General features: G+C 42.9%; 16 protein-coding genes. 10 read left to right on the top strand and 6 right to left on the bottom strand.

Annotated elements, in window-relative coordinates; genetic code table 11:
- Positions 1 to 22 precede the first annotated feature (22 nt).
- A complete protein-coding gene (locus tag ABH897_RS07215; RefSeq protein ID WP_137060860.1) occupies positions 23 to 646 on the top strand; it encodes an acetate uptake transporter in 624 nt (207 codons plus the stop codon).
- Between the two features lie 78 nt (positions 647 to 724).
- Here the strand turns inward: ABH897_RS07215 and ABH897_RS07210 are convergent, their stop codons facing one another.
- Entirely contained in the window at positions 725 to 1,711 is a 987-nt protein-coding gene (locus tag ABH897_RS07210) for an aldo/keto reductase (RefSeq protein WP_404591490.1), read from the bottom strand.
- A 245-nt stretch (positions 1,712 to 1,956) separates the two neighbouring features.
- On the opposite strand from ABH897_RS07210, the gene ABH897_RS07205 reads away from it, so the two are divergent.
- The gene (locus ABH897_RS07205; protein ID WP_404591488.1) at positions 1,957 to 2,664 is read left to right on the top strand and encodes a phosphodiester glycosidase family protein; all 708 of its coding nucleotides are present in this window, start codon (positions 1,957 to 1,959) and stop codon (positions 2,662 to 2,664) included.
- A 56-nt stretch (positions 2,665 to 2,720) separates the two neighbouring features.
- Here ABH897_RS07205 and ABH897_RS07200 read toward each other — a convergent pair whose 3' ends face one another.
- On the bottom strand, positions 2,721 to 3,209 hold the full coding sequence (locus tag ABH897_RS07200) for a hypothetical protein (protein WP_283653915.1): 489 nt from the start codon (positions 3,207 to 3,209) through the stop codon (positions 2,721 to 2,723).
- Between the two features lie 123 nt (positions 3,210 to 3,332).
- On the opposite strand from ABH897_RS07200, the gene ABH897_RS07195 reads away from it, so the two are divergent.
- Positions 3,333 to 4,517, top strand: a complete 1,185-nt coding sequence (locus ABH897_RS07195) for an RCC1 domain-containing protein (protein WP_283653916.1) — start codon at positions 3,333 to 3,335, stop codon at positions 4,515 to 4,517.
- A gap of 187 nt (positions 4,518 to 4,704) precedes the next feature.
- Here the strand turns inward: ABH897_RS07195 and ABH897_RS07190 are convergent, their stop codons facing one another.
- Positions 4,705 to 5,334: a YfbR-like 5'-deoxynucleotidase gene (locus ABH897_RS07190; RefSeq protein WP_404520598.1), complete on the bottom strand. Its 630-nt coding sequence runs from the start codon at positions 5,332 to 5,334 to the stop codon at positions 4,705 to 4,707.
- A 170-nt stretch (positions 5,335 to 5,504) separates the two neighbouring features.
- On the opposite strand from ABH897_RS07190, the gene ABH897_RS07185 reads away from it, so the two are divergent.
- From ABH897_RS07185 to ABH897_RS07170, 4 genes are all read left to right on the top strand, one after another.
- On the top strand, positions 5,505 to 6,200 hold the full coding sequence (locus ABH897_RS07185; RefSeq protein WP_283653918.1) for a response regulator transcription factor: 696 nt from the start codon (positions 5,505 to 5,507) through the stop codon (positions 6,198 to 6,200).
- On the top strand, positions 6,193 to 7,197 hold the full coding sequence (locus ABH897_RS07180; RefSeq protein ID WP_283653919.1) for a sensor histidine kinase: 1,005 nt from the start codon (positions 6,193 to 6,195) through the stop codon (positions 7,195 to 7,197). Before ABH897_RS07185 ends, ABH897_RS07180 begins: the two co-directional genes overlap by 8 nt.
- A gap of 102 nt (positions 7,198 to 7,299) precedes the next feature.
- On the top strand, positions 7,300 to 8,061 hold the full coding sequence (locus ABH897_RS07175) for an ABC transporter ATP-binding protein (RefSeq protein WP_283653920.1): 762 nt from the start codon (positions 7,300 to 7,302) through the stop codon (positions 8,059 to 8,061).
- Positions 8,051 to 9,991, top strand: a complete 1,941-nt coding sequence (locus tag ABH897_RS07170) for an ABC transporter permease (protein ID WP_404591485.1) — start codon at positions 8,051 to 8,053, stop codon at positions 9,989 to 9,991. The genes ABH897_RS07175 and ABH897_RS07170 overlap by 11 nt, the downstream gene beginning before the upstream one ends.
- 292 nt (positions 9,992 to 10,283) lie before the next feature.
- Here ABH897_RS07170 and ABH897_RS07165 read toward each other — a convergent pair whose 3' ends face one another.
- On the bottom strand, positions 10,284 to 11,258 hold the full coding sequence (locus tag ABH897_RS07165; RefSeq protein ID WP_404591483.1) for an aldo/keto reductase family protein: 975 nt from the start codon (positions 11,256 to 11,258) through the stop codon (positions 10,284 to 10,286).
- Positions 11,259 to 11,496: 238 nt separating this feature from the next.
- Entirely contained in the window at positions 11,497 to 12,456 is a 960-nt protein-coding gene (locus ABH897_RS07160) for a radical SAM protein (RefSeq protein ID WP_283653923.1), read from the bottom strand.
- A gap of 366 nt (positions 12,457 to 12,822) precedes the next feature.
- On the opposite strand from ABH897_RS07160, the gene ABH897_RS07155 reads away from it, so the two are divergent.
- Positions 12,823 to 13,386, top strand: a complete 564-nt coding sequence (locus ABH897_RS07155; RefSeq protein ID WP_283653924.1) for an NAD(P)H-dependent oxidoreductase — start codon at positions 12,823 to 12,825, stop codon at positions 13,384 to 13,386.
- 82 nt (positions 13,387 to 13,468) lie between these two features.
- Here the strand turns inward: ABH897_RS07155 and ABH897_RS07150 are convergent, their stop codons facing one another.
- Positions 13,469 to 13,828, bottom strand: coding sequence for a winged helix-turn-helix transcriptional regulator (locus ABH897_RS07150; RefSeq protein ID WP_283653925.1), 360 nt, complete (start codon positions 13,826 to 13,828; stop codon positions 13,469 to 13,471).
- 263 nt (positions 13,829 to 14,091) lie between these two features.
- On the opposite strand from ABH897_RS07150, the gene ABH897_RS07145 reads away from it, so the two are divergent.
- A complete protein-coding gene (locus ABH897_RS07145) occupies positions 14,092 to 14,568 on the top strand; it encodes a DsrE/DsrF/DrsH-like family protein (protein WP_283653926.1) in 477 nt (158 codons plus the stop codon).
- Between the two features lie 135 nt (positions 14,569 to 14,703).
- The gene (locus tag ABH897_RS07140) at positions 14,704 to 16,212 is read left to right on the top strand and encodes an aminotransferase class V-fold PLP-dependent enzyme (RefSeq protein WP_404591481.1); all 1,509 of its coding nucleotides are present in this window, start codon (positions 14,704 to 14,706) and stop codon (positions 16,210 to 16,212) included.
- Positions 16,213 to 16,246: the final 34 nt, after the last annotated feature.

Genomic DNA, 16,246 nt, shown 5'->3' with positions numbered 1-16,246 from the left:
TATTGGAGGCTTCTATTTTTTCATGCAAAACGAATCTCATTCTAACGTAAAAATCGTAACGGCCGATCCGAGCGCGATCGGTCTGTTTGGCTTGGCTATTGTAACGCTTGTCGCTTCATCCCAAAAGCTCGGTCTCACTGAGGGCTTGAGCTTCATCATCCCTTGGGCTATCTTCCTTGGTGCCTTTGCACAGCTGTTTGCCTGCATTCAGGATGCAAAGCATAACAACACCTTTGGCATGACGGCTTTTGGTGCTTACGCCTTCTTCTGGTTAGCCGTAGCTAGTAGCTGGATGATCAAAATGGGCGTATTCGGCCCTGAGCTGGCGTCTGCTGTAGACGGTAAGCAGCTCGGCTTTGCCTTTGCCGGCTACCTCATCTTCACGCTGTTCATGACCATTGGAGCGATGGAGACGCATAAGGTCCTATTCTTTATCTTTGTCCTGATTGATTTTCTGTTCCTCGGTCTTAGCTTTGATGCATTCGGCGTTGCACCAGAGATTTTCCATACCATCGCCGCTTATGCTGAAATGGGTATTGGTCTACTCTCGCTATACGGTACAGGAGCCGCTGTTCTGAATGCACATTTTGGCCGTACGTTCCTGCCTGTAGGACGTCCCTTCGGTATTTTCAAACCACGACCATAGCTGTATATGTAAGCCCCGCAAAGCCGCCTTTCGCGCCGATCCGCGTTAAGGACGGCTTTTTGGGTTATAAAGCTGGAATTATTCGGCTTGCCAATTCGGCATCCGCTCTGCCGCATAACGAAGGCCAGCTGCCATTCCTTTGGGAATGATCTCGTTAATATTTTCCATTTCCTCCGTAGATAAAGAGATATCGACTGCCCCCGCATTTTCCTCTAAATAAGTAACCCGCTTGGTGCCTGGAATCGGTACAATTCCCTCTTGCGCAAGTAGCCATGCCAAGGCCAGTTGAGAAGGCTTGACCCCTTTTTGAGCAGCGAGGTCCTTAATATGCTGTACGAGATCGAGATTTTTCTGGAAATTCTCAGGCTGAAAGCGTGGCACGGTACGACGGAAATCATCTTCTGCAAAATCATCAAACTTCTGAATTTGCCCGCTCAAAAAACCGCGTCCCAGCGGACTGTATGCTACAAACTCAATTCCCAGCTCCTTGCAAGCGGGTATAACCTCATCTTCCGCTTCCCGGCTCCATAAGGAGTATTCCGTTTGCAGAGCCGTGATCGGGTGAACCTTGTGAGCACGCCGAATGAGTGCAGGAGAAGCCTCGGACAGCCCCAAATAGCGGACTTTCCCCGCCTGAACCAGGTCACTCATCGCTCCAACCGTTTCCTCGATAGGTACATTCGGATCGACACGGTGCTGGTAGTACAAGTCGATGACATCGATTCCCAGTCTTTGCAGGCTGCGGTCACATGCCTGTTTTACATATTCAGGACGGCCGTTGACACCCAAGAATGCCCCATCCTCTCCGCGCATAATGGAGAATTTGGTAGCTAATACCACCTCATCCCGGTGGCTCCGCAGGACTTGACTGATCAGTTTTTCATTTTCTCCCACACCATAGACATCCGCTGTATCCCAGAAGTTGATCCCCAGCTCCAACGCACGATGAAGCGTTTTGATCGACTCCTGATCATTCAACTCGCCATAATATTCGGACATTCCCATGCAGCCCAGACCCAGTGCAGATACTTTAAGGTCACTTTTACCCAGTTGTTTCTTTTTCAATTTCCATCACTCCTATATCAAAAGAATGTCATCGGCCTTTCTGATCACCATCACGTTACATCCAGTATGTTACTACTTAAAGTTAACTTGAAGTCAAGCGTTGTCTCATTACACGCTATATCAAATATTTTTAGGAAAATGTGATTTCGGGTTGTAAGAGACGGCAGTAAATTTCCTATATATATGAGAAACGAATTATCGCGCGAGATTCGGTTTCAAAAGAATCCACCAGGAGGTTGCCCATAATGCCAACAAACTACTCTTATACCAAAACATCCGATGGTTTTCATGTGATCATCACGCCAGCTTCGAATATTCAAAATAAAAATATTAGAAGCCGAATCACACAGCAAACCGACTATGGGATTAATGGGGGCTTCTTTAACCCCATCAGCACAACAAAGCCGCCGACTGAGTGCCTATCGATTGCGGTCACACCCAATAATACCCATGACAGCAAGGCAAATGCCAAAGGGAATAGCCGGGGTACAGCATTTGTGTACACGGAGAGCAACAAAACAAAAATGGGAATTACCCGTGCTTCAAGTGTAACGGATCTCAAAAAACAAATGGGGACTTCGATTACGTATAAGTCTATTATTAGCGGCGGCAGCCTGTCGCTGAAGATGGAGGAAAAAGAATGGCTTGAGGCTTTGAAAGATATTGAAAAATTCGATTTGAATGGAACCTTGCGATACACCGATTCCACCGGGCGAACTGGCTTGGGCTTCAAAGTCGTGAATAATATTTGGCAGGTCTACCTGGTTGTTCATGAAAATGCGACTCTGAAACAGCTTCGCAATTATTTTATTAAACAGGATTGCTTTGAAGCCATTCTTCTTGATGGTGGAGGCTCGACCGGTATTCAAGTTAAAAACTCTGCAGGCACTATGGTGAAGTATGAGCAAACACGTTATATCTACAACATGGTAAAACTCATTAATATCACCTAAGCCTTACGATGTAATGTGCTTCCATAGGAGTAAGGAGGCCTTACCAGCCTCCTTTATCATTCATCCAGCACGATGATTTCCAATGCCAGGAAAACAGGTGTTACAGGGTACACATAAGAGACTTCAATGGGTTCCCCCACCTGTAATTCTGCTGGATTGATTAATTGCCTGCGCTGATCATCCATCTGCTTATAAATATGTGTATCTGGAACAGATATATACACCGACTGGATAGGCTTTTCGGTTGGATCATCACTTTTGGGCAGTCCTTTAGCAAATTGAACAGGCTGTTCAAATCGGATCAAATAGTCCATGGTGGGGGCAGCTAATGGTTGTTCTACTTCTTTTTCAATCTTTTCAATACTTTCGATTTTAGCACGCCCCGTGTATACCGTTGTGCTTTCCAGACGATCTAAATCAAAAATAGATTGAGCTACCGATTCGTTAGATTCGTTAACCAACGTAACCGATTCTGTTTTAGAACATGCCGACAATAATGCTGCTGCAAGCAAGATAAGGGCAAGGGCAGAAACTCTATTTTTCATAAGTGATCCTCCCTAATCTGGTTTATAAAATACGATTCACTATTAAGACGTGGGCAGGAACAATTTGGTTGCTGTAATCATGTCAGTATTATCCATTATATTTCGAAAGGTGTGTTTAGTAATATGTTAAAAAAACTAGGTTTCGCAGCTCTCGCCGCATCCACACTTCTGATGGGAAGTTCCATTACAGCAAGCGCTGATTCTACTGTAAATTACGATCATTTGCTCTCGGCAGGGACAACTAATGCTTTCCTGGCCATGGAAGATGGATCTTCATTTTATGCAACGGGAAGTAACAGTAATGGCAAACTCGGCGTAGGCGCTGGTGGAGGAAATAATAAAACAAGTCCGATGCAAGCGGCTGTATCTGATATCGCTATGATTGATGCTGGTGATTTGCATTCAACCTTGCTCAAAAAAGACGGAACCATCTGGTCTTGGGGTTTTGCAAGTTACGGCGAGCTGGGCACTGGAAATAAGAGGGATACGGCAAGAGAGCCTGTTAAGAACAAATATATTAATGATGTTAAGGAAGTGAGAGCAGGAGGTCAATTCACACTGGCCTTAAAAAATGACGGAACCGTATGGGCCTACGGAGAAAATAACTTTGGGCAACTCGGTATTGGCACAAAAGGGGTTTCCGCCTTTTCCGTTAAGCCTGTCCAGGTACAAGGTTTGGAGGATATTGTAGCCATTGACGCTGGCGATAGCTTTGGTGCAGCTTTAGACAAAAATAATCAGCTATGGGTATGGGGAAAAGGTTATGATGGCGCACTGGGACAGGATGATAAAGAAAACCAGCTTACCCCTGTTCAATATCGAATTGATGATATCAAAACCTTTACTGCCGGGGCTGACCGCATTTATGTTTTAACGAATAGCGGAGAAGTATACGCTTCCGGTAGCAATACTTCTGGAAAGCTTGGGGACGGAACCTCTACTTTTAGAAGATCACCCGTATTGATCAATATTTCCGATGTAAGTAGACTGAAAGCAGGCAAATCCCAAACTTTTGCCCTTAAAAATGACGGAACTCTGTGGGGATGGGGAACGAATAATGATGGGCAGGTAGGTGATGGAACCGATGTATTTTCTATTAAAGTCCCTACCCAAGTGGTAGATGAAATGAATACTCCACTTACTGATGTAGTAGCATTCAGTGCAGCAGGCAACCATTCGCACGCTTTGACAGCGGATGGAACGGTCTGGTCTTGGGGATATAACAAAAATGGCGAACTTGGAATTGGCAATACCAAGCAACAAAATGCAGCCACTAAAACGAATTTCCCCAACCCTTTTTCGGAATAAATAACATTTTCATATATTAAGAAAGTGTTCAAGGACTATGCATGAAGAAAAGAGCAATAAGGGCAGTTTTAATCACTGCCACTTATTGCTCTTTATTTTTATACGGGGGTTACTCCATTACTAAAAAAAACATCATTATGTATGAACAGAAGCGCTTCTGTAGCTTCTGGACGGTAAGAAAATTCATTTATAGTGCTAAGGCTTCTTCCGTAATCTTTTTAATATCAATGGATGAAGGCGTTTCTTCCTTAACCATATCTGGCAAAATATTTTCCAAAAAATAATCAACGCATTTTAATCGAATATTTTTGATTTTAACGAGCGCATTACGATACATGACTATAAATTCTTTTTCAGTATTTCCCCGCTGTAGTTCGGCAAATGCTTCGTACACCTGATCCATCTTGTCAGCAACTTCAAGGATCAAACCTTCTACTGAATTGTCTTTGCCTTCCCGTAACTGTTTGCGGAAAATGGCTTTAAACTCCTCCGGAATGTTCTCTTCAATAAAATACTCAATCATGCCTTCTTCGACCTGCTGGATTAATAACCGAAGTTCCTTGGAGGAGTGCTTAACAGGCGTTTTAATGTCTCCAATAAAAATCTCCCCATAATCGTGACTACTTGTGATCTCGTAAAGCTTTTTCCAGTCAATGCTTACGCCGTTTCGCTCTTCGATATCAGCCAGCGTTTTGGCATACTGTACCACTTTCCAGGAATGAGCAGATACGCTGTGTTCTTCAAATTTAAACTTGCCTGGACAGCGGATGATCCTTTCCAACTCGTTTAGTGATCGAAAATACGTATGAATCCCCATACTTGCATCCATCCTTTAGTTTATATGATATTTGTGGATATAGATCCTACTATAGGGCTCAACTATTAACAGCAGATTAGCGCAGTATAAAGTGGAGAATTACACATATAGCATGCAAACCAATTTTGCTATACACTTTATATAAAAAAGTTAAAAGTGCGGTGAAATCGTTGTTTAAAATCTTGCTAATTGAAGATGATGAAACTTTATTTCATGAAGTTAAAGATAGATTAACTCAATGGGCCTATGATGTGTATGGCATCCAGGACTTTAGTAAGGTAATTCAGGAATTCACAACGATAAAGCCTGATCTGGTCGTGATTGATATTCAATTACCGAAATTTGATGGGTTTCATTGGTGTCGAATGATTCGATCCCGTTCTAACGTCCCTATCCTCTTCTTATCATCACGTGATCACCCTACGGATATGGTGATGTCGATGCAGCTTGGAGCGGATGATTTTATCCAAAAACCGTTTCATTTTGATGTACTCATTGCAAAATTACAGGCGACACTTCGCCGCGTGTACAATTACAATACAGAACCTGTCTCCCTGAAAACATGGTGTGGAGCCACGGTCGATTACGAAAAAAATGTAGTTGCCAATGAGGCTGGCTCCATCGAATTAACCAAGAACGAAATTTATATTTTAAAGCTTCTAATTGAGCAAAAAAACAAAATTGTCTCCCGGGAGGAATTAATTAAAAGCCTTTGGGATGATGAACGTTTTGTCAGCGACAATACCCTGACCGTCAACTTGAATCGCCTGCGAAAAAAACTGGATGAGCTGGATTTGGGCCGTTTCATTGAAACGAAGGTGGGGCAAGGCTACATGGCTACAGAAGAGGCACATGCCTATGATTAAAAAATATCTTATGGAAAGGCGAAGCTGGATTCTACTTTTTGTATGTCAGCAATTCCTTATCCTGCTCATCGCTTATGTGGATGCAGCAATCCCGTTTATGCCGATCCTATATATTGTCTTCTTATCTATGATGGTATTCTTGGGTTTTTTAATTATCCGCTACCCTAAAGAAACCAAATTCTATAAAACACTAGAAGAATGGGAAATCCCTCTCGAATTAACGGGTATAGGCGAACCGGAGAGTCCATTTGAGCAAATCATTGAACAAAAAATCACCGACCAGACCGAACGATTACAACAAATCATCTCGCAAAATCAATTGACACTTGAACACGAAAAAGATGAACTATTATCCTGGATTCATGAGGTAAAAACACCTTTGACCGCCATGCATTTGATGATTGAGCGATTGGACGATAAATCCCTAAAGGCTCAACTAACTTATGAATGGTTACGAATTCACTTACTGCTGGATCAGCAGCTCCATCACAAACGCATATCTTTTATTGAAAATGATTTGTATGTGGAGCAAGTGAATTTAAAATCTCTGGTTTTTAAAGAGATTAAAACATTACAATCATGGTGCATCCAAAAAGGGATCGGTTTTGATATCCAACTTGAGCAAATGGAAGTGCTGAGTGATGCCAAATGGCTTGCTTTTATCGTTAGGCAGCTCTTAACCAATGCCATCAAATATAGCGATGCCAGTGATATTATCATTCACAGCTATGAACAAAATGATCGAATACGGCTTGAGGTCCAAGACTTTGGTCGCGGTATTGATCCGAAGGATATACCCCGTATTTTCGAGAAAGGTTTTACATCCACGACCCAACATTCTGATCATACTTCAACGGGCATGGGGTTATATTTAACGAAAAAGGCAGCAACGCCTTTGCTCATACATATAGATATGCATTCCAAACCGGACGCCGGTACAACCTTTACTTTAATTTTTCCCAAACAAAATGATTTCGTGAGTATGGTGAGCATGTGACAGAGATGTCACATGCTTTTATGTATTGTTCGCTCAATCAAAGGAAAAGCAGCATCCCTATTTTTATAATAAAGTTACAAGAACAAAAAGGAGTGCATCGAAGTGAATATTTTAGAAGCCCATAAAATTCATAAAAGCTACGGTAATAAGTTAAATATGCAGGAGGTATTAAAGGGAATTGATATCCTTATTGAAGAAGGCGAATTTGTCAGTATTATGGGAGCCTCTGGTTCAGGTAAAACCACTCTGCTGAATGTCCTTTCCTCCATTGATCACGTGAGCCACGGGTCCATTAAAATCAATGACATCGAAATGACGAAAATGAAGGAAAAGCAACTGGCTGAATTCCGCAAAAAGCATTTAGGGTTTATTTTTCAAGAGTATAATCTGCTGGATACGCTAACCGTGAAGGAGAACATTCTTTTACCCTTATCCATCACCAAAACGCCTAAAAAAGAGGCCAACCGAAGATTTCAGGACGTGGCTACAGAACTGGGAATTTATGAGTTGAAAGATAAGTACCCCAATGAAATCTCGGGTGGACAGAAACAGCGTACATCTGCGGCCAGAGCGTTTATTCATGAGCCCAGTATTATTTTTGCCGATGAACCTACGGGTGCGCTGGATTCCAAATCAGCTTCCGATTTATTGAACAAGCTGGGCCAGTTAAACCAGAAGCGCAAGGCAACCATCATTATGGTCACGCACGATCCCGTCGCTGCCAGCCATTGCAGTAGAGTCATTTTTATTAAGGATGGACAAATGTATACACAGCTTCATAAAGGTGAACAAGAAAGACAAAGCTTCTTCCAAGATATCATGAGAACCCAAGGGGTCTTAGGCGGGGTCCAATATGAACATTAATCTGCTCATTCTAAAGAATTTGAAAAAAAACCTGAAAAATTATTACCTTTATGTTTTTGCTCTCATTTTCAGTGTTGCGCTCTATTTCGCTTTTGTCACATTACAATACGATCCCTCCATGGACGAAGTGAAGGGCTCTGTTAAAGGTGCAGCTTCCATACGGGCAGCATCCGTCCTGCTGGTCGCTATTGTCTGTATTTTCCTTTTGTATGCTAATAATATCTTTATAAAAAGACGCAGCAAAGAAATTGGCCTATTTCAATTGATCGGAATGACTAAAAACAAAATTTTTCGCATCCTAAGTGCTGAAAACTTAATTCTATACTTCAGTTCACTATTCATTGGCATTGTGGTTGGATTCTCCTTTTCCAAATTAGTGATCATGATTTTATTTAAGACGACGGGCGTCGAAGCCATTGCCACTCTATATTTCTCTAACCAAGCACTGACTCAAACACTCATCGTTTTTGGTATCATCTACCTGTTGATCATGGTCATGAATTATTCCTTTATCAAAAGACAGAGTATTTTGTCTTTGTTCAGAGTGACCTCAACCACCGAAGGGAAAATCAAGGAAATATCTATCTTTGAGATGATCATTGGGATCATTGGAGTTTCATTCATCGCTTTAGGATACTATGTTTCTTCCAAATTGTTTGGTGGAGACTTTACATCCATGAATGAATTATTTATGGCTATGGTGTTTATTTTGGGCTCTGTCATCATCGGAACACTTCTTTTTTATAAAGGATCCATCCGCTTTATTTCAAATATCATCAGAAAAAGTAAAGGCGGCTATTTAAACATTAATGAGGTGCTGTCTCTCTCATCCATTATGTTCCGCATGAAATCCAATGCTTTGTTGTTGACCATTATTACGACGGTATCGGCACTTGCCATCGGTTTACTCTCCTTAAGCTATATCGCCTATTATTCTGCGGATCAAGCGGCTGAGGGCAATGTACCTTCCCATTTTGCAATGACGAATGTAGCGGATGCGGAGAAATTCAAAACGTTACTTCAGGAGCATGACATACAGTATCGTGAAAAGAAAATTGAAGTCATTCAAGTCAGTGTGAACGCAGCGCAAATTATGGAGACCCCTCTGGAAGGATTAAATATCGGTACGAATTCCATGACGCTGCCTGTCATAAGCGATCAATCTGTGGAGGCTACGGATGTATCCCCAGGTCAAACGATTTTAACGGGCTATAATGATCTGTTACAGAAATTTATGTCCTTGAAAAGCTTTGGCCCATTGGACTTGAAGGGGAAAAAGGAAGTCATACATCAACAATATTTGGGTCTAAAAAAGGAATATGTTATTCCCTACTATTTTACAGCCGGCGGACTACCCACTGTCATTGTAGACGAAACCATCTTTGAGCGGTTAAAGAAAGATGCAAATCCTGAGATTCAAAAGAAATCATCCTTATATATTGGAATTGATATGATGAATGAGGACCAGATCAAAGAAGCCGATCGCCTCTTTAAAGCCGCCAATTTTAATGACCAACAAACATCACGCCTTGAAATGAGCAGCAATCAGAAGAGAGATATGGGAGTGATCATGTTTGTAGTTGGATTTTTAGGACTCACCTTTCTCATTACATCAGGCTGTATCCTTTATTTTAAGCAAATGGATGAGAGCGAAGACGAAAAAGCCAATTATACGGTGTTGAGAAAGTTAGGGTTCACACAAGGGGACCTGCTTAGAGGCATCAAAATAAAACAAATCTTTAACTTCGGCATTCCATTAGTAATCGGCCTTTCACACAGCTATTTCGCCGTCCAATCCGGCTGGTTCTTGTTTGGAACAGAAGTTTGGATGCCTATGATCATCGTTATGGTACTATACACCGCCTTATATTCCATTTTCGGGATACTATCCATCCTGTATTATAAAAAAGTCATTAAAGCAGCATTATAATTGGTCAAAAGCTCCAGACGAAAGTACTGGGGGCAAAAGGTATTGATGCTAGGGTTGCTGGAAGCCCTATGGATTTTCGTCAGTCAAAATGGCTGTTGCCCATCTTTTTCGATCCGATAGATCTTAGTAAGAAACAAACCTCATTGTAGTGAGCGGGATTGTATTTAGTGTGATTTCGGGTATTTACGCGATGCTTGAAGCAAGTTAAAAAATCTCGCCCTTCTCTGTTACGGACAGGAAGAGCGAGACTTTTTTATTGATGGTCCCCCTCTACAGGGGCTCGTGTGAATGCTTAACGCAAAGGCTCGAACCCCTCTGCTTGCTTCAGAATCCGCTCAATTTCCGCGCATGCCTCTGGTTGAAGCGTCACCTCGACTGCTTTCACATTTTCTTCGATTTGTGTCGGTTTAGTGGCCCCAATGAGTGCAGCGCTGATACCCGGTTCTCTCAGAATCCACGCAAGCGCGAGCTTTGACAGGGTGACACCCAAATCCTTCGCCAGCTTATCCAGCTCCTGGACACAGTTTAGAACGGTATCGTTCATGTAACTGCTGATGACATTATTGACGGAGGCATCAGCCCCGCGGCTGCCCGTCGGTAAAGGTTGTCCCGGTTTGTATTTACCCGTGAGGATACCTTGGGCCAGAGGCGAAAATACAATTTGGCCGATACCTACCTGCCCGGATACAGGGAGTACCTCATGTTCGATATAACGTTCGAACATATTATAGATCGGCTGGTTGGCAATCAGCGGACGCAGATTCAGCCTTTTTCCAATGCCATAAGCATCCGTGAGCTGGGCAGCACTCCATTCGCTTACTGCAGCATACAGGATCTTGCCTTGAGCCTGAAGGTCATCCAGAGCCCGCAGCGTCTCTTCCAAAGGGGTGTCCTGATCGTAACGGTGGCAGAAGTAAATATCGATATAATCCGTGCCAAGACGTTGAAGACTAGCCTCGCATTGCTCCATAATGTGCTTGCGGGACAGTCCCCTGTCATTAGGACCGGAATCCATTGGAAAGTAAACCTTCGTAGATAACACGTAGCTTTCTCTTCGATAAGGCTTCAAAGCCGCTCCCATAGCCTTTTCGCCCTCACCCCGATTATACGCATTGGCGGTATCAAAGAAATTGATCCCGAGTTCAAAGGCTTTGGCAATACAGGTATGAGCTGCTTCCTGCTCGGCGGCTGTCCCGTACGTCAACCAACTGCCCAAACCGATTTCACTGATTTTAAGACCACTGTTGCCTACATTTCTGTACTTCATATCTGTTCCTTCTTTCGTAAGAGGATAGCCTTCTTATATTCTAGCATGTAAACCCTTTCACGAAAACGAATTCCATAGAAATCAGGTAGTTGCCTCATTTCACTTTTACGCATTGTAAATCCTGATGGAATTGTGATCAAATATATAATAAAAAATAGCAAGGATGCTGTAACATCCCTGCTATTTAGCAATAGCCGCTTTTAAGGGCAATCACTCCGTTATTTACATCTTTCCTCTCTTATATCCCATTCGGAAAAAGTGCATCGTATGCAGGACAAGGCAGTTTGTCGAGAAAATCCTGAAGCGGCTTGGGTTTATGGGTGTAAATATCTTTTAAGGAAGTTCCGTTGTAAATGTTGCCTATGACCACAGGATGGCACAGCTCGCAGATCAGAATATCGCCATTCCCGTGAAGATGAAGCTGCTTCTTACCATCCACGCAGTTGGAAAAATAAACACCTGGCTGCTCCTTGAAGCCCAGTGCTTCTGCAAAACGATCCATACAGGTGAAATACAGCACGGTATCGTCCTTTTTATGTGCGATCAAGTCATGAACGGAACGAACAAGTGCTTCCTTGGTAGAGATAGCGTTCCAGTTGGTATGATCCATCACGATGCTATTTTGGATTTCATGAATTCGTACACCGAGTTCATATACTTTCTCGCTGATCGCTGGCATGTTGTTCTGCGTCTCGGCAAATAGCAAGGTCTCCAGCACCGTTTCCAGCTTGGCTTCGGTACATAACCGAATATTCTGGGCGATTGTCTCATACATGCGCGGATGAACATGATAATATGCCGCATATTTTTCGGGGTCCGTGAAGTTGAAGGAGATATGGATGTTGGAAAGCCCCGCATCACGCAGCCTCTCAATTCGTTCAGGACTGAGCAAGCTGGCATTAGTGTTGAGCTGGGTAGCGATTCCCTTGCTCGAACAGTGAGCCACAATGTCCAGACAATCCTGATACTTCAAGGTCACCTCTCCCCCGGACAGCCGCACGCGCTTTAAGGTGGGGATTTCATCAATGATGCGTATCACTTCTTTACTGCTGATGCATTGTCCATCATTACGCTGGTATGCGCAGCAATAATCGCATTTAAAATTACAATTGGAGGTGACTCCAACCTCCAGCCCCTCCAATTCGTAGATACCTGGCTTTTCCAGTTCAAGCGCTTTATATTTGTTCTCTATACTCACTTTCTCATGATCCTCCCGATCTCAGGCTTGTGTCTTGAATTCCCTTGAGATTATACAGAATGAGGATGGCTTGGAGATATGACATTGGTAACGGTCACTCTAAATGAATGGTATGGAATACACGCATATAACCGAGAAGACATGGCTTTATCCGGTCATGTATTTTACTCGCATTATGCCTATAACACCCCATACCAACCGCCCAGCAAAAATAATAGTATTCTATAAATCTGTAGGCTAAAAAATATACAAAACTGAATTTACACTAACCTTTATGTAAGTACCTGTACTAAAAGTGCATACTTACTTATTTGCAGTGCGTACTCTATACTCTAGAAGTAAACCATATTCAAGGAGGGCAAATCTTTGAAAACTCTCATTATCGTATCGCACCCAAACATAGAAAAATCCGTGATTAACAAGCGATGGGTAGAAGAACTCAAAAAATATCCTGAAAAGTATACTGTACACGAATTGTATAACATTTACCCTGACGGAAACATTGATGTGGAAAAAGAACAGCAATTAATTGAATCACATCGTAATCTTGTTTTACAGTTCCCGGTCTATTGGTTTAATTGTCCGCCACTTCTTAAAAAGTGGCTTGACGATGTTTTTGCTTATGGTTGGGCATATGGTTCAAATGGAGGGGATAAATTAAAGAATCGTAAAGTCGGCTTAGCTGTATCTGCCGGAATCAAAAAAGAAGATTACAGCGAAGAGGGAAGATACCGCTATACGCTTGAACATTTATTATCTCCTTTTGAAACTACATTGCTATACTGCAATGCGGATTATCGTTCGTTTTTTGCGTTTTATGGTATAGAAAGCGAACCTGGTGAAAATGAGCCTGGCAAAGAAAATGAACCGGTTACACGCCATTTGGAAAATAGCACAAAAGATTATTTGAATTTTGTGGACAACCTGTAATAGGTAGCTTTATTAAAGCTAAAAAAGAAGTATTTCCTTGTTTAGGAGATACTTCTTTTTGAATTAGACTAAATAGCTATGCCTACCGCTGTATAGCCTCCAGAGCTGGCGAACTGTTATTCTCTCCCCACTCGCACATCATATTTAACAATGGAATGAGAGAAAGACCGCGTTCAGATAATGAATATTCAACTTTTGGAGGGACTTGGGGAAATTCCTTGCGTATAATCAGGCCATCTGCCTCCAGTTCTTTCAACATAATGCTTAGCGTTTTAAAAGAAATGGTACCGATCCTTCGCTTCAGCTCATTATGCCGCATAACCTTATTTTCAGATAGACAATACAAAATGATCATTTTATATTTACCGCCTATTAAGGACAACGTATATCCGAACCCAGTATCTTTTAGCATCACACCAGTAGGAACACAGCTTTCACTCATAAGTTACACTCTCCTTTGGGTGGGTATAAGACATAAATATGCATACTGTGTATTTTATAGTGTTACTGAAAGGAGGTAAAGTAAGATCGGCTCTTCGCTATACTGCTTGGTTAAAGATACTTTTAATAAGTTGGCAAAACGATTTGATATTCATTCCTTCTTACGATAGTTGCCCTCCAATTGTGAGCGATATGTGAACTGGGCATACTTCTCATTTCCAAATCCATACTGAATATATCTGTTGGTAATGGAGGCGGAAGGTAGTGGACAAAAAGATGAACCTGCTCATGTTCAGCGGGGATTACGATAAGGCGATGGCTGGACTGATTTTGGCGAATACGGCTCGGGAATTGGACGTGGACGTGACGATGTTTTTTGCGTTCTGGGGACTATTTCTGGTTCGTGATCCTGATAAAATGACGCTTGAGGACAAGACGATTTATGAAAAAATTATGGGCTGGATGACTCCAAAAGGACCTGAGCAGCTGCCGTTGTCCAAAATGAATTTTAGCGGTCTCGGCAAGCTGATGCTGACAGAAATGATCGAAGATAACGAAGCCCCGAAGCTGATTCATTTCTTGAAGGGGGCACGGAAAAAGAACGTCAAATTTTATGCCTGCAAGCTATCGGTGGACATTATGGGTTTTAAACCCGAAGAATTCATACCTGAACTAGAAATTATCGAGGCCAAAACGTATCTCAAAGATGCGCTCGTATCCGATATGCAGCTGTTCATATAAGATGTACGCACGCCTTGTCCGGCTTTCGGATGAGGCTTTTATTTTGACAAAATGATGACATTCGCCTATTTTTCTTAACCCATTCGGGTCTTCCTACGTACCCTAGAACGACAGAACCACATGGGAGGCGCCCGTATGCTCAAGGCTCGAATCGGAAGCAACAATAGTGCGTACCAGCCTTCTGGCGAGGCTTATTTCGCACGGTATCGGAAAGGTACGATTGGATATCGTCAAACCTTTGAATCTCCATACGGGCCAAAAAAGCTGGTGTATGCGGATTGGGCTGCCAGCGGTCGTCTGTATGGACCTATTGAGTCCAAAATAGCTAACCATTTCGGCCCTTTTGTGGCGAATACCCATACGGAGTCTAATTTGACAGGTACCCTGATGACCCAAGCCTACGAAGAGGCAAAGCGAATCATTAAGAACCACGTTCATGCCAACGAACAAGACATCATTCTGTTTGCCGGGTCCGGTATGACAGGGGCAATAAATAAGCTTCAACGCATGCTGGGATTGAAAATACATGAAAAATTAAAGCATCACTACCCTATCGCTGAAAAAGAACGTCCCGTTATTTTTGTCACCCATATGGAGCATCACTCGAATCATATCTCCTGGGCTGAAACGATTGGAGACGTCGTGTGCATTCCTCCCGGTCCCGGTGGTACCGTTGATCCGGCAAATCTGGAACGTTTGCTGCTTCAATTCCGTCGTCGCCCTATCAAGATCGGCGCTTTTACAGCCTGTTCCAATGTTACGGGGTTTGAACCGCCGATTTCTCAACTGTCCCGCAAAATGCATGAGCATGGCGGGGTGTGTTTCATTGATTTTTCCGCAAACGCCCCTTATGCCGAGATCAACATGCACCCCACAGAGCCGCTTGAAAGATTGGATGCTATTGTATTTTCTCCCCACAAATTTCTCGGCGGCCCCGGAACAAGCGGTGTTCTCATTATGGATTCGAAACTAAGCCTCAACCATGCCCCGGATCAGCCAGGAGGCGGTACGGTAAGCTGGACCAATCCTTGGGGTGGGTACGAATATAAAGACAATATCGAAGCACGCGAGGATGGGGGGACTCCTGCTTTTCTACAGGCCATACGAACGGCGCTCTGCATTCAACTGAAAGAACAGATGGGCCAAAACCGCATTTTGGAGCGCGAAAAGGAGTTAACGTCATCACTCTTAAAAGGGTTGAAAGGAATACCACACTTGCACGTTTTAGGTGGAAGAAGCCAAGAACGACTCGGAATCGTTTCTTTCGTTGTCGACCATATCCACTACAATCTGATCGTAAAATTACTGAATGATCGGTTCGGAATTCAGGTCCGCGGCGGTTGCTCCTGTGCAGGAACGTATGGACACTATTTGCTGGGCATCGACCAACAAACCTCTAATGAGATGTCAGACCTCATCCATGCGGGAGACTTATCGAGAAAACCCGGCTGGGTGCGCCTGTCCCTCCATCCCATGATGACGAATCAGGAAGTCTCCTATCTTACCTCTTCCATACGAGCGGTTGTAGGAAATATCATAGCGTGGCAAAAGGATTATACGTATCAGCCCGAATCCAACGAGTGGCGATATAGGTATGAACATAAAAAAATAGATGTCAGCAAATGGTTCAATTTTAGCGATTAAGAAACCTTTGTCCAATCCCTTCTCTTAAGTGCCC

The organism is Paenibacillus sp. RC73, assembly GCF_044908085.1.
GTDB classification, from domain to species: domain Bacteria; phylum Bacillota; class Bacilli; order Paenibacillales; family Paenibacillaceae; genus Paenibacillus; species Paenibacillus terrae_A.
The sequence above is the reverse complement of the archived record's forward strand: the minus strand, read 5'-3'. Positions and strand labels throughout refer to the sequence as shown.

Bases quoted from the DNA above. Each gene is read 5' to 3' on its own strand.
- ABH897_RS07215 (WP_137060860.1), top strand. From the start codon at position 23: ATGCAAAACGAATCTCATTCTAACGTAAAAATCGTAACGGCCGATCCG.
- ABH897_RS07205 (WP_404591488.1), top strand. From the start codon at position 1,957: ATGCCAACAAACTACTCTTATACCAAAACATCCGATGGTTTTCATGTG.
- ABH897_RS07200 (WP_283653915.1), bottom strand. From the start codon at position 3,209: ATGAAAAATAGAGTTTCTGCCCTTGCCCTTATCTTGCTTGCAGCAGCA.
- ABH897_RS07195 (WP_283653916.1), top strand. From the start codon at position 3,333: ATGTTAAAAAAACTAGGTTTCGCAGCTCTCGCCGCATCCACACTTCTG.
- ABH897_RS07190 (WP_404520598.1), bottom strand. From the start codon at position 5,334: ATGGGGATTCATACGTATTTTCGATCACTAAACGAGTTGGAAAGGATC.
- ABH897_RS07180 (WP_283653919.1), top strand. From the start codon at position 6,193: ATGATTAAAAAATATCTTATGGAAAGGCGAAGCTGGATTCTACTTTTT.
- ABH897_RS07170 (WP_404591485.1), top strand. From the start codon at position 8,051: ATGAACATTAATCTGCTCATTCTAAAGAATTTGAAAAAAAACCTGAAA.
- ABH897_RS07165 (WP_404591483.1), bottom strand. From the start codon at position 11,258: ATGAAGTACAGAAATGTAGGCAACAGTGGTCTTAAAATCAGTGAAATC.
- ABH897_RS07150 (WP_283653925.1), bottom strand. From the start codon at position 13,828: ATGAGTGAAAGCTGTGTTCCTACTGGTGTGATGCTAAAAGATACTGGG.
- ABH897_RS07140 (WP_404591481.1), top strand. From the start codon at position 14,704: ATGCTCAAGGCTCGAATCGGAAGCAACAATAGTGCGTACCAGCCTTCT.